14 protein-coding genes are annotated in these 12,143 nt (G+C 54.1%); 12 read left to right on the plus strand and 2 right to left on the minus strand.

Annotated elements, in window-relative coordinates; genetic code table 11:
* The 8 genes from WC903_05055 (at position 1) to WC903_05090 (ending at position 6,986) form a co-directional block, all read left to right on the plus strand.
* Positions 1 to 642, plus strand: a complete 642-nt coding sequence (locus WC903_05055; GenBank protein MFA5893312.1) for a class I SAM-dependent methyltransferase — start codon at positions 1 to 3, stop codon at positions 640 to 642.
* Complete coding sequence (locus WC903_05060; protein MFA5893313.1) at positions 639 to 1,397, plus strand: potassium channel family protein; 759 nt, start codon at positions 639 to 641, stop codon at positions 1,395 to 1,397. Before WC903_05055 ends, WC903_05060 begins: the two co-directional genes overlap by 4 nt.
* Complete coding sequence (locus WC903_05065; protein ID MFA5893314.1) at positions 1,398 to 1,928, plus strand: DUF2148 domain-containing protein; 531 nt, start codon at positions 1,398 to 1,400, stop codon at positions 1,926 to 1,928.
* Between the two features lie 3 nt (positions 1,929 to 1,931).
* Positions 1,932 to 2,537: a serine O-acetyltransferase gene (gene cysE / locus WC903_05070; protein ID MFA5893315.1), complete on the plus strand. Its 606-nt coding sequence runs from the start codon at positions 1,932 to 1,934 to the stop codon at positions 2,535 to 2,537.
* A 75-nt stretch (positions 2,538 to 2,612) separates the two neighbouring features.
* The gene (cysS, locus tag WC903_05075; GenBank protein MFA5893316.1) at positions 2,613 to 4,070 is read left to right on the plus strand and encodes a cysteine--tRNA ligase; all 1,458 of its coding nucleotides are present in this window, start codon (positions 2,613 to 2,615) and stop codon (positions 4,068 to 4,070) included.
* Between the two features lie 6 nt (positions 4,071 to 4,076).
* Entirely contained in the window at positions 4,077 to 5,138 is a 1,062-nt protein-coding gene (locus WC903_05080) for an MFS transporter (protein MFA5893317.1), read from the plus strand.
* Positions 5,139 to 5,143: 5 nt separating this feature from the next.
* Positions 5,144 to 6,397, plus strand: a complete 1,254-nt coding sequence (gene serS / locus WC903_05085; GenBank protein ID MFA5893318.1) for a serine--tRNA ligase — start codon at positions 5,144 to 5,146, stop codon at positions 6,395 to 6,397.
* Between the two features lie 286 nt (positions 6,398 to 6,683).
* A complete protein-coding gene (locus WC903_05090) occupies positions 6,684 to 6,986 on the plus strand; it encodes an FmdB family zinc ribbon protein (GenBank protein MFA5893319.1) in 303 nt (100 codons plus the stop codon).
* On the opposite strand, the gene WC903_05095 is transcribed toward WC903_05090, so the two are convergent.
* Complete coding sequence (locus WC903_05095; protein MFA5893320.1) at positions 6,934 to 7,497, minus strand: aminodeoxychorismate/anthranilate synthase component II; 564 nt, start codon at positions 7,495 to 7,497, stop codon at positions 6,934 to 6,936. The genes WC903_05090 and WC903_05095 overlap by 53 nt on opposite strands.
* 18 nt (positions 7,498 to 7,515) lie before the next feature.
* Here WC903_05095 and WC903_05100 point away from each other — a divergent pair, with 18 nt between their 5' ends.
* Genes WC903_05100 through WC903_05110 form a run of 3 tightly spaced genes read left to right on the plus strand, consistent with a single transcriptional unit; the run spans position 7,516 to position 10,489 of the window.
* Positions 7,516 to 8,583 (plus strand): peptidoglycan bridge formation glycyltransferase FemA/FemB family protein, encoded by a 1,068-nt coding sequence (locus WC903_05100; protein ID MFA5893321.1) that lies wholly within the window; start codon positions 7,516 to 7,518, stop codon positions 8,581 to 8,583.
* Positions 8,584 to 8,643: 60 nt separating this feature from the next.
* Positions 8,644 to 9,003, plus strand: coding sequence for a four helix bundle protein (locus WC903_05105; protein MFA5893322.1), 360 nt, complete (start codon positions 8,644 to 8,646; stop codon positions 9,001 to 9,003).
* 58 nt (positions 9,004 to 9,061) lie between these two features.
* A complete protein-coding gene (locus WC903_05110) occupies positions 9,062 to 10,489 on the plus strand; it encodes a UDP-N-acetylmuramoyl-L-alanyl-D-glutamate--2,6-diaminopimelate ligase (protein MFA5893323.1) in 1,428 nt (475 codons plus the stop codon).
* Here WC903_05110 and WC903_05115 read toward each other — a convergent pair.
* Positions 10,486 to 11,118 carry a hypothetical protein gene (locus WC903_05115; GenBank protein MFA5893324.1) on the minus strand — a complete coding sequence of 211 codons (633 nt, stop codon included), beginning with the start codon at positions 11,116 to 11,118 and terminating at the stop codon, positions 10,486 to 10,488. The two genes, WC903_05110 and WC903_05115, sit on opposite strands and share 4 nt — an antisense overlap.
* Positions 11,119 to 11,157: 39 nt before the next feature.
* Here WC903_05115 and mtnA point away from each other — a divergent pair, with 39 nt between their 5' ends.
* Positions 11,158 to 12,138, plus strand: a complete 981-nt coding sequence (gene mtnA, locus WC903_05120) for an S-methyl-5-thioribose-1-phosphate isomerase (GenBank protein MFA5893325.1) — start codon at positions 11,158 to 11,160, stop codon at positions 12,136 to 12,138.
* Positions 12,139 to 12,143 lie beyond the last annotated feature (5 nt).

Below are 12,143 nucleotides of genomic sequence, written 5' to 3' on the forward strand. Positions count from 1 at the left end.
ATGAAACAGGCCCAGATCGATTATTACGAAGGGTTACTAGCCGAACACGGCAGTAGTTTTAAGGCGCTTGACTGGAATTCGCCCGAGAGCCAGCGTCTCCGTTTCAAGATCTTGCAGGAGATCTTTATCTACGGGAAGAAAATGAACGGGGTGTCGCTGCTTGACGTCGGCTGTGGTTTTGGCGACCTTTACGGTTATTTTAAGGCGGAAGGGTTGGTCGCCCGCCAGCGGCTGAACTATACCGGCTATGACATTGCTCCGAAGATAATTGAGACCGCCCGGAAGAAGTATCCCGATGCCAAATTCGAGCTGAAAGACATCATGGCGGAGCGCCATCTTCCTTCTTTTGACTATATATTTTGTTCCGGCATTTTCAATGTCCGGACGATCGACCAGGCGGCCCATCTTGATTTCGTCAAGGAAATGCTTTACCGTATGTATGACCTGGCCGGTTGCGGCCTGGCGGTCAATTTCTTGAGCGAGGGGTCGCTCCCGGCCGCCGATCCGGAAGAGCTGAACGCGGGGCGTTACTTTTTCTTCCAGCCGGAAGAGATCATCCGGATCATCCGGTTCACTTGCAACCGGTATATCATGAGGCACGATTATCACGCGGGGGATTTTACGGTGTTTTTATTAAAATGAACCCAATATATTTAAGGACCAATCCGTTGCGGCGGCTGATCATTCCGGGGCTCTTGATCCTGGCGATCATTATCCTGGGAGTAGCCGGGTACATGAAGATCGAGGGGTGGTCTTTCCTTGACGCCTTGTACATGGTCGTTATTACCCTGTCGACCGTCGGCTTCCGCGAGGTTCACGAGCTGAACTCCGCCGGGCGGCTGCTGACCATTGCCATTATCCTGGTCGGGGTGGCGACCGTCGCTTACACGGTCGGTCAGTTTATCGAGATCATCATTGAAGGGCAAATCGTCGGTTACAGGAGGAAAAAGAAGATGGAGCAAACTATTGCCGAAATGAGGAACCATTACATCATTTGCGGTTTCGGCCGGGTGGGACACCAGATAGCGGTCGAGCTGGCGGAAGCGAAGATCCCGCACGTGGTGCTTGACAGCAAGCCGGAAACTGCCGAAGAGATGGCGGCGATGAATATCCCCTATATTCTCGGGGATATCACCACTGACAAGATCCTGCTTAACGCCGGCATCAAGCATGCCAAGGGGTTGATCGCTTCGGCTGACTCCGATACCGCCAACGTCTTTGTGACCCTCTCCGCGCGGGCCCTTAACCCGGACCTGTACATCATCGCCCGGGCCGGCTACCCCGATTCCGAAGAGAAGCTGAAGAAGGCCGGGGCCAACCGGGTCATCTCACCGTATTTTACCGCCGGCAAGCATATGGCCGAGATCGCGATCAAACACCGGGCCGAAACCAAATAAATGATCAGATCGGAAGAGGATTTTCGCGCGGTCGCGGTCGAACGGATAGCGGAGGAGATGGCCTTGGCGGCGCGGACCGCGCCAAAAGCGCGCGGCCTCGATCTGCTCGAGATCGCCGTCCTGAAGGGGAACGAGATTGAGCGCCTAGCCGCTAAAATGAAAGAGATCGGCGAGCGGGAGAACCATAACACTTTCCTGCGCGACTCGGAAAATATCAAGAGCGCCCAGGCGATCGTCCTGATCGGCACAAAAAAGAAAGTGGTCGGTTTGCGCTATTGCTCTTTCTGCGGGTACGCCGGCTGTGACGAGGCGGAGCGGGCGGGGGCGGTCTGCGCTTATAATACCGGTGACCTGGGGATCGCCGTCGGTTCGGCGGTCTCCGTCGCGGCCGACCATCGGGTCGACAACCGCGTCATGTACAGTGTCGGGCGGGCGGCAGTTGATCTGAAGTTGCTGGGGAACGAGGTCGTGGTGGCGTACGGAATACCGTTGTCGGTCTCGGCCAAGAACCCATTCTTTGACAGGAAGTGAACCATGATAGACGATATTAAGGTAATATTTGAGAAAGACCCGGCGGCGAAGAATATCCTGGAGGTTTTGCTTTACCAGGGGCTTTGGGCGATCTGGGTCCACCGCTTCTCCCATCTCCTCTATACCTGGCGGATACCGGTCTTGCCGCGCTTTATCTCGCAGTTAATGCGCTGGTTCACCCAGATCGAGATCCATCCCGGGGCGACGATCGGGCGGCGCTTTTTTATCGATCATGGCAACGGGGTCGTTATCGGCGAAACGACGATCATTGGCAACGACGTGATGCTCTACCAAGGGGTTTCCCTGGCCGGAACCGGTAAGGAAAAGGGCCAGCGGCATCCGATCATCGGGGATAATGTCGTCATTGGCGCCGGGGCGATCGTTCTTGGCTCGATCAAGGTCGGGGACAATTCACGGATCGGGGCCGGCGCGGTCGTGACCAAAGATGTGCCGCCGGATACGACCGTGGTCGGCAATCCCGCCTGGATATTGAAGCAGGAGGGGCGCCGCCTGGACCCGCTCGAGCACGGCGCCCTGCCGGACCCGATCCACAAGGCGCTCGACGAGTTAAATAACCGGATCAAGGCGCTGGAAGAGAACCTTAAATAACCAGGAATCCTGCGACTAAACGTCGCGGCTTCCTGGAAACCGAGACGTTTAGTTTCCGGTTTCCACAAAGGACAAATGAAAGTTTTTAACTCCCTGACGCGGCAAAAAGAAGAGTTCCAGACCCTCGAGCCGGACAAGGTCAAGATGTACGTTTGCGGCGTGACGCCGTATGACGAGTGCCACCTCGGCCACGGCCGGGCTTACGTCACCTTCGACATTATCCGGCGCTACCTCGAGTTTTCCGGTTACCAGGTCACCCACATCCAGAATTTCACCGACATCGATGACAAGATAATCAAAAAGAGTAATGAGTTAGGAGCTCCGAGTTCGGAGTTAACGGAGAAATATATAGCCTCATATTTTGAGGTCATGGATAAACTGAACATCAAACGGGCGACTAATTATCCGAAAGCGACCGAGCATATCCCGGAAATGATCAAATGGATCGGCGGCCTGGTCGATGGGGGTTACGCTTATCTGCTCGAAGACGGCGTTTATTTTGAGGTGGAGAAATTTGCCGGCTACGGGAAGCTCTCCGGCCGGAAGATGTCGGACCAGGAAGCGGGGGCGCGGGTCAAAGCGGACGAGAATAAGAAGAGCCCGCTCGATTTTGCCCTCTGGAAGAAAGCCAAGGCGGGCGAGCCGTCCTGGGAGAGTCCCTGGGGAGCGGGGCGTCCCGGCTGGCATATCGAATGCTCGGTCATGTCGACCAAATATCTCGGCGAGCAATTCGATATCCACGGGGGAGGGCTCGACCTGGAATTTCCCCACCACGAGAACGAGATCGCCCAGACCGAAGCGCTGACCGGGAAAGTCCCCTGGGTAAAGTACTGGCTCCATAATGGTTTTGTCACGACCAATAAAGAGAAGATGAGCAAGTCGCTCGGCAACTTTTTTACCCTAAGGGATATTTTCCAGAAGTTCGAGCCGATGGCGGTCAGGTTTTTCCTTCTTTTGACGCATTATCGTGGTCCGATCAATTTTAGCGAGACCGAAGTGACGGCGGCCCGGGAAGGATTCGAAAAACTCCGCCAATTTATCGCCAAGCTTGATTTTCTTCTGACTAAAAGCACGACGGCCGGAGAGATGGTGATTGAGATCGAAGACCTGGACGAAGAGCTTCAGCCTTACCGGGACAAGTTTAAGGCTTTCATGGATGACGACTTTAATACTGCCGGGGCGATCGCCGCAATATTTGAAATGATCGCTTATTGCTACCATGCTTTGGATGACGGGGAAATGGAAAAAGATTGTTTATCGCTGATGAGAGAAACCACGATTAAATTGTGTGATGTTTTAGGCTTAGTAGTTGAAATTGAAGATGTGACAAAAAGGCCTGGGGTTAAGGAAAAGGTTGATGCTTGGGACAGGGCGAGGGCAGCTAAAGACTATAAAACAGCAGATGCGATCAGGGCTGAATTAAGTATTATTGGGATAGCCGTGTCAGCAACAGGTCAGGGCACTATGACTGCTGCAATTACCTCTTTTGTGCAGGGCGGCACAACTTTAATTAAAAATTCTAACAAGAAATAAGGCCAAATGGAAAAGTCGAACCTGATCCAGTTCCTCAATAACGCGGCGATCTTTGCTTCCGCCATCTTCATCCCGGTCATGGCCAAGGAGTTTGGGGCGAGCCCGTTCGAGATCGGCCTGGCGGTCGGCATCTTTAACCTGACTTACTTCGCGTCCAACTACTTTTTTGGCATCATGGCCGACCGTTTCTGCATCCGGCGGATGGTCCAATATGGCTTCCTTTTTTCCGCCGTCTGTTTCCTGGCGCAACTCTGGATGACCGATCTCTTTTCCCTCTTATGGGTCCGAGCCCTGGCTGGGGCGGCGGCGGGGACCTTCCCGGCAGCTTTGGCGGTCTACGCTTACGAAGAGCGAGCCGGGCGGATGGGGATGTTCAATGCTTACACTTCGCTCGGCTGGGCCTTCGGTTCGGTCGTGGCCGGTTTGGTCGGCGCCTATAACGTCATCTTTATGCTCAGTGGGGCGATGTTCCTGGTCTCTTACCTCTCTTCGTTATCCCTGAAGGATATCTGCCAGGAGCGGGGGAGCTCGCTCTTCCCGGTCAGGCTGGTCAAAAAGAATTTTCGGATCTACTTTCCCTACTTTATGCGGGCGGTCGGCGCCCAGGCGACCTGGTCGGTCTTCCCCCTCTTCCTGATCGCGCTGGGGGCCGACAAAATGCTGATCGGCGTGACCTATTTCCTTAACCTCGGCTCCCAATTCTTCATCATGCAGCATGTTGAGCGTTTCCGGAACCTCTCTTTGATCAATATCGGCCTGCTGACCTCGGTCATCGTTTTTGTCCTGTACGCCGTGGCGCCGACGATCTGGGTCGTCCTGCCAGTCCAACTCCTCTTGGGGGCTTCCTTTTCAGCCTTGCAGGTGGGAACCCAGCAGGAGCTGTTAAAAGAGAACCGCGAAAAAGCGAGCGTCATCGGTCTGCTCAACGCCATCGTCAACTTTACGGCGATCATTGGTCCCCTCCTGGCCGGCTGGCTGTTAAATTACTGGGATTTCCCCGTGCTGATGTGGCTGGCCGCCGCCACCGCCTTTATCGGATTGATTAGCTTCACGAAAGTGATAGAATAATAAGCATGTTAGACCCAAAATTCGTTCGAACTGAATCGACAGCTGTCCGCCAGGGGTTGCAAAATCGCGGGGCGGATACGGGGGCGGTCGATAAATTTCTCGAAGTTGACGCCGAGTGGCGCAAGTTGACCGTTAAAGTAGATGAACTCAAGGCGAAGCGGAACAGTGCTTCCGACCGGGTCGCGGTCTTGAAGAAAGAAAAGCAGGATGCCGCCGGCCTGATCGCCGAAACAAGAGAGCTTTCCACTAAGATCAAGTCATTGGAGGAAGAGCTGGCGGCGAGCGAAGCCCAGCTGGCCGAGATTACAATGACCATGCCGAACGTTCCCCATTCCTCCGTCAAAGTCGGGAAAAACAGCGCCGACAACCGGGAAATAAGGAGCTGGGGCCGGAAACCGGAATTCAAGTTCAAGCCTTTATCCCACGATGAGATCGGCAAGAAACTGGGTATCCTCGATTTTGACCGCGCGGCCAAGCTCTCCGGCTCCCGGTTTGTCGTCTATAAAGGATTAGGGGCGGCGCTCGAACGGGCGCTGATCAGCTTTATGCTCGACCTGCACACCAAGGAGCACGGTTATGTTGAAGTCCTGGCCCCGGTCCTGGTCAAGCCGGAAGCGTTGCGGGGGACAGGGCAACTGCCGAAGTTCGAGGAAGATCTTTTTCGCTGCCGCGACGACGAGTTATACCTGATCCCGACCGCCGAGGTTTCGGTAACCAATCTTTACAGCCAGGAGATATTGCCGGCGGCCTCATTGCCGATCAAGCATTGCTGCTTCTCCCCCTGTTTCCGCCGCGAGGCTGGTTCGTATGGCAAAGATGTTAAAGGGATGATTCGCCAGCATCAGTTCAACAAGGTTGAATTGGTCAAGTTCGTCGAGCCGCAGACGTCGTACGAGGAATTGGAGAGCTTGACCCATGACGCGGAGATGGTTTTGCAGAAACTCGACCTTGCTTACCGGGTCGTCGAGCTTTGCACGGGGGATATGGGTTTTGCTTCGGCCAAAACGTATGATCTCGAGGTCTGGTTCCCAAGCGAGAATGCTTATCGGGAAATTTCTTCCTGCTCTAATTTCGAATCATTTCAGGCGAGAAGGGCGGGGATCCGCTACCGGAAGGAAAAGGAGTCTAAACCGGAGTTCGTTCATACGCTGAATGGTTCCGGCCTGGCCGTCGGCCGCTGTTTTGCCGCTATCTTAGAGAACTACCAAAAAGCCGACGGGACATTCGAAGTCCCGGAAGCGCTCAAAAAATATCTCTAAGCGCTGCTTTTTTCTATATGGGTTGTGTTTCCACCTGCTAACGCAAGTTTTGGGCGTTTTTGACCGATAAGTAAGTGTAATATGATGGATCGAATTGGCGGCAAGTCAATATCGTCCCAATCGTCTCCAACTGGCGTTAAGTCGGGTGGAGATAAAGCTAAACCGGACTTCATGTCCTCCCTGCAGGATCAGTTCGACAAGGTACGGGACAATATGCGCGAACTGCCGGGCCTCCCCGGAGTCTACTCGCCCAAAGCGAATTCCTCGCCTGTGATATAATAGTTTTATGCCTCTCTATGATTACAAGTGTGGAAAATGCGGCCATATCTTCGAGGTAATGCAGAAAATATCGGAAGAGCCGCTCAAATTCTGCCCCGAATGCAAAGGGCCGATCAAGCGGCTGATCTCGGCGGCGGGCATCATCTTCAAGGGGACCGGTTTTCATGTGACGGACTATAAAACTAAGACTACAGACCACAGACCAAAGAGTGAAGATAGAGGGCAGAAGACTGAAGACAGAGGACCGAAGACCGAAGTTAAAGAGACAAAAAGTTCGCCAGGAGCTGCTTCCCCGAAGAAGTCAGAATAGATTCCGGATGGAATTGGACCCCTTCAACCTTGAACTGCTTGTGCCGCAGGCCCATTATCTCCCCTTCTTTTGTCCAGGCGGAAATTTCGAGCTCCGGCGGAAGCGATCTTTTCTCCACTAAGAGCGAATGGTAGCGGGTGGCGATAAAAGGGTTGGGCAAACCTTTAAAAACACCCCGGTCATCATGGTGTATCTCCGAGGTCTTGCCGTGCATGATCCGGCCGGCGCGGACGATCTTACCCCCAAACACTTCGCCGATCGCCTGGTGGCCGAGGCAAACACCCAATATGGGAAGTTGGCCGGCGAAACGGCGGATAACTTCTTCGGAAATGCCCGCCGCTGACGGTGTCCCGGGGCCGGGGGAGATGAGTATCCGCTCCGGCTTAAGCCGAGCGATCTCTTCAATCGTGGTCTCATCGTTGCGGCGGACCTCGATCCGGGCGCCGAGTTCCCCCAAGTATTGCACCAGGTTGTAGGTGAACGAGTCATAATTATCGATGACTAGAATCATGATATAATTGTACCACGGATGAACTCAAAAATAATTACCTTCCCGGAAAAAGAGCGTTGGAACCAGTTTGTCGCCAATTCCCCGTACAGTTCCATCCTCCAATCATACGAATGGGGGGAGCTGAAAGCCAATTTCGGCTGGCGGCCGCTCCGCCTTGTCCTGGAAGAGAACGATAATATCCTGGCCGGCATCTCCATTCTTAAACGGGATATCCCGCTTATCCGCCATTCCCTCTTTTACGCCCCGCGCGGGCCGATCGTCAATTTCTACGACAAGGAGTTGATGCACGCTCTGATGGAGGCGGTCGAGAAAGAGGCGGAAAGGAACCACGCCATCTCGCTTAAGATCGACCCGGAGCTGCCGGAAGGGGCGGCCGACCAGCTTCGGAACATTATCGGGCTCGGTTTTGAACCGTCCCTCAAGCAGGTCCAGCCGCGGGCCACTTATATTCTCGATCTGGAACGCGACCTCGATGAGATCATGAAGAACTGTGAAGAGAAGACCCGCTACAATATCCGTTTGGCGGAGCGGAAAGGGGTCACGGTCAAGGAAGATAACACCGCCAAAGGGATCGCTACTTTTCATGAGCTCTACCAAATCACGGCTAAACGCGACAACTTCCTGGTCCACCCGCTTGTTTACTATCAGCGGATACGCGACGTCCTCTTTGCCGCCGGACACGGGACCAATTTTATCGCTTATTTTGAGGGGAAACCGGTCGCCGCGGTCATTATTTTCGCTTTCGGCAAGAAGATCTGGTATATGTACGGCGCGTCGGCTTCGGAATACCGCAAGGTCATGCCGAACCATCTCCTCCACTGGGAAGTGATCAAGTGGGCGAAAGAGCAGGGGTACAAAGAGTACGATCTCTGGGGGATCCCGGCCAATCCGCACGCCGGGCACCCGCTCTTTGGCGTCTATCGCTTCAAGAAGGGGTTCAACGGCGAGCTGGTCAAGTATATCGGCGCCTACGACTTCCCCATCAGCCCGCTCCTCCATTTCGGCTTTGAGCACGGCGTCGCCTGGCTGCAGGGGGCCAGAAGTTTGATTACCAAAGGTAAAATTGAAGACTCTCTTTCTGAATGACTAATGATGAATGTCTAATGACTAATGGTGGAAAGCCAAACACTATGCTAATAAAATAATATGGAAATACAGGACAGAACGTTATCATTCGCGATCAGGGTGGCTAAATTTGTTAGGAAGATAGCCAAGGATATGGCCTTTGAAGTCTTGGCAAAGCAACTATTGCGAAGCGCGACTTCTATTGGCGCGAATATGAAAGAAGCTGATGGCGCAAGTTCCAGGAAAGATTTTGTTAATAAAGTGACGATCGCCAAAAAAGAGGCTCAGGAAACCGAATACTGGCTGGAAGTTCTGCGAGGAGCGGAGTTCATTCATCATCCTGATAATAATATAGAACTTGTAGGTTTGTTATCTGAAAGTCGAGAGATCACGAGGATACTGGCGTCAATAATAATTAAAGCTAAAAAGGGGCTCGATTAAATAGCATGTGGATTTGGTGGACATTAATTAGTCATTCGTCATTAGACATTAGTCATTTATGAGCATTGCGTATGATTCCCGTAAAGTAAAGCCCGGTGATACCTTCGTGGCCATCCCCGGCCAGAAGCACGATGGGGTGGAGTTTGTCCCCCAGGCGATTGCCAATGGGGCCAAGGTTATTGTGGCGGAGAAAGAAGTTGCTGTCCCTGCGGGGGTCGAGTTTAAATTGGTCCCGTCGGCCAGGATAGCCTTGGCCGAAATGGCGGCCGAGTTCTACGGCCACCCCTCCAAAAAGTTAAAGCTGATCGGCGTGACCGGGACCAAGGGTAAGACGACAGTTTCATATTTGGTCCGCTCGATCCTTAACACGGCCGGTTTCAAGGCGGAGCTGATCGGCACGATCACCAATGCGATGACGACCCCCGAATCGGCTGACTTGCAGGCTGAACTCGCTCACCTGGTCAAAGAGGGGTACACCCATTGCGTCTTGGAAGTCTCTTCCCACGCCCTGGCCCAGGAGCGGGTCCACGGCTGCAAGTTTGCCGTGGCGATCTTCACCAACCTGACCCACGATCACCTTGATTACCATAAGACGATGGAGGAGTATCTTGCCGCCAAGCGGAAGTTGTTCGAAAGGCTTGATCGCGAGGCGGTGGCGATCGTCAATGTCGATGACCCGGCCGGGGCGGCCATGATTGGGGTGGTGGCGGGGGAAGTCGTGACCTATGGCCTGCACCAGGCCAAACATGAATTAAGAAGCACGAAGCATAACGAGTTTGATACCGACGTCAGCGATATCGATATTCGTGGCCGTGAAATGAAGCTGAAGATCAACGCCAGCGAGATCAGGACGCCGCTGATCGGCCGGCATAACGCCTACAATATAACGGCCGCCTACCAGTGCGGCCTCTCGCTCGGGATCAGGCCGTCGGTCATCAAGGCGGGGATCGAAGCGGTCAAGGTCATCCCCGGGCGGCAGGAAGAGATTGTCGCCGGCCAAAAGTTCCGGGTGATCGTCGATTTTGCCCACTCGCCCGACAGCTTGACCAAATTGCTGGAGACTTACCGGCCGTTTACCAAAGGAAAGTTGATCCTGGTTTTCGGTTGTCCCGGCGATCGCGATCGCGCCAAAAGGCCGATGATGGGGGAGATCGCCGCCCGCTTAGCCGATGTTGTCATCATAACGACCGACGATCCGCATGGGGAAGACTCGGCAGAGATAATAAAAGAAGTCATGACCGGGACAGACCCCTATCCCCCATCCCCTTCCCCCTTATTAAGGGGGAAGGGGAGAGAGGGGTTAGGGGTGAACGAAGCGATCATCGACCGAAAGCAAGCCATCGAAAAGGCGCTCTCCTTAGCTAAAGCCGGAGACATTGTCCTGATCGCCGGGCGGGGACACGAAAAATACCAAGATTTTGCCGGGAAGAAAGTGCCGCTGGATGATAAGATCGTCGCTGAATCTTTCTTAAGCCAACTGAATTAATCAAGGTTCAGCGGCAGGTTCAGTTTCCTCTTCAGGGCGATATTGTATTGATCGATCTTGGCCTGCGCGTACTCCGGCCGGATATAATGGGCCGGGGTCAGGTTAAAGGCGCTCAAGAAAAAGCCGGCGGTCATGCCCAGCGCGCCGCCGGTCGCCAGTGACGATCCCGAGGAGAGGGCGACCGCCCCCAGCATGGCGAGCACGCCGCCGCCGATAAAGACGTTACCGATCGTCCTCATTCTCGCTTTACCGTCTTCCAGAACGGTGATCCGGGCGAGTTCCTGCTGTTCGCCGAGCAACTGGAGAAAATCCCAATCGTTCAATTCGTTGATCCCGCCCATGTAAATGAACCAGTCATTGACCTCTTTCACTTCAGAGCGGGAGTAGGAATTGGTGGAAATGTTAGTCGAAGTGTTCGAGTAGGCCTCCCAGGATAAGGTGGTCGAGTTGATATCGGTGTTGCTGTAGTTCCTCTTCTCGTCGATCAACCGTTTTTTCGTGACCAGCTCAAGCTTGTTATGCTTGTAAAAGAGGAGGTTGATATAAGCCTGGTCGGCCGGGCTGTCGATAGCCAGGGAGAGAGGGGCGAGCAAACAGACGGTTAGTAACGCAATAATTGTCTTTCTCATGATAAAATTATAATACATAAAGGGGGAAATGAACAGACTATGACACGAACAATAACCTGGTTAAATAATAAGGTCAGGATGATCGACCAGAACGCCTTGCCCCATAAATTACGTTTGATCGACCTCAAGACGGCGGCGGAAGTGGTCCGGGCGATCAAGACGATGAAGGTGCGGGGGGCGCCGGCGTTAGGGGTGGCCGCGGCCTTCGGGATGGTCCTCGGCGTTAACGACCTGAAAGGGACAGCCCGAAAGTTGATCGCTTCCCGTCCGACCGCGGTCAATATCCGCTGGGGGGTAGAGAGGATGTTGGCGGTCGCCCGGGCTGGAGCCGGTTTGCCTCTGCCCAAACTGAAAAAACTTCTCTTATCGGCTGCCCGGAGGTTAGCGGATGAAGATGTGGCGATCAACCGGGCGCTCGGCCGGCATGGGTCAAAAGTGGTCCGGCGCGGGATGAATATCCTGACCGTCTGCAACGCCGGGGCGCTGGCGACGGTCGATTATGGGACCGCTCTTGGGGTCATCCGGGCGGCGCACGAAGCAGGGAAGAAGATCCACGTTTATGCCGCCGAAACGCGCCCCCGCCTGCAAGGGGCCAAACTGACCGCCTGGGAATTGAAACAAGAGAAAATACCGTTTACCCTCATTACCGATAACATGATCGGTCATTTGATGTCTAAAGGGAAGATCGACCTGGTTGTCGTCGGGGCCGACCGGATTGCCCGCAATGGCGATACGGCTAATAAGATTGGCACCTATAACGCCGCCGTCTTGGCCCGAGTCCACGGCGTCCCGTTCTATATCGCGGCACCGAGCTCAACTTTCGATCCGAAGTGCCGTTCCGGTAAAGATATTGTCATCGAGGAGCGGGCTCCGGAAGAGGTCCTTTTCGTCGGACGGGAGAGGATCGCGCCGGTCGGGATAAAGGTCTATAACCCGGCCTTTGACGTCACCCCGGCGAAATATATCAAAGGGTTTATCACCGAAAAGGGGATTTTGCGGAGGCCGCGTCTAAACCCCTAACCCCT

The sequence above is a fragment of the Candidatus Margulisiibacteriota bacterium genome (genome assembly GCA_041658645.1).
Lineage (GTDB): Bacteria > Margulisbacteria > WOR-1 > O2-12-FULL-45-9 > XYB2-FULL-48-7 > JBAZZV01.

What these genes read in the sequence shown, in the direction of transcription:
- WC903_05110 (MFA5893323.1), top strand. Translation starts at nt 9,062, where the DNA reads ATGAGCATTGCGTATGATTCCCGTAAAGTAAAGCCCGGTGATACCTTC.
- cysS (MFA5893316.1), top strand. Translation starts at nt 2,613, where the DNA reads ATGAAAGTTTTTAACTCCCTGACGCGGCAAAAAGAAGAGTTCCAGACC.
- WC903_05100 (MFA5893321.1), top strand. Translation starts at nt 7,516, where the DNA reads ATGAACTCAAAAATAATTACCTTCCCGGAAAAAGAGCGTTGGAACCAG.
- WC903_05095 (MFA5893320.1), bottom strand. Translation starts at nt 7,497, where the DNA reads ATGATTCTAGTCATCGATAATTATGACTCGTTCACCTACAACCTGGTG.
- mtnA (MFA5893325.1), top strand. Translation starts at nt 11,158, where the DNA reads ATGACACGAACAATAACCTGGTTAAATAATAAGGTCAGGATGATCGAC.
- WC903_05055 (MFA5893312.1), top strand. Translation starts at nt 1, where the DNA reads ATGAAACAGGCCCAGATCGATTATTACGAAGGGTTACTAGCCGAACAC.
- serS (MFA5893318.1), top strand. Translation starts at nt 5,144, where the DNA reads ATGTTAGACCCAAAATTCGTTCGAACTGAATCGACAGCTGTCCGCCAG.
- WC903_05105 (MFA5893322.1), top strand. Translation starts at nt 8,644, where the DNA reads ATGGAAATACAGGACAGAACGTTATCATTCGCGATCAGGGTGGCTAAA.
- WC903_05115 (MFA5893324.1), bottom strand. Translation starts at nt 11,118, where the DNA reads ATGAGAAAGACAATTATTGCGTTACTAACCGTCTGTTTGCTCGCCCCT.
- WC903_05090 (MFA5893319.1), top strand. Translation starts at nt 6,684, where the DNA reads ATGCCTCTCTATGATTACAAGTGTGGAAAATGCGGCCATATCTTCGAG.
- WC903_05060 (MFA5893313.1), top strand. Translation starts at nt 639, where the DNA reads ATGAACCCAATATATTTAAGGACCAATCCGTTGCGGCGGCTGATCATT.
- WC903_05065 (MFA5893314.1), top strand. Translation starts at nt 1,398, where the DNA reads ATGATCAGATCGGAAGAGGATTTTCGCGCGGTCGCGGTCGAACGGATA.
- WC903_05080 (MFA5893317.1), top strand. Translation starts at nt 4,077, where the DNA reads ATGGAAAAGTCGAACCTGATCCAGTTCCTCAATAACGCGGCGATCTTT.
- cysE (MFA5893315.1), top strand. Translation starts at nt 1,932, where the DNA reads ATGATAGACGATATTAAGGTAATATTTGAGAAAGACCCGGCGGCGAAG.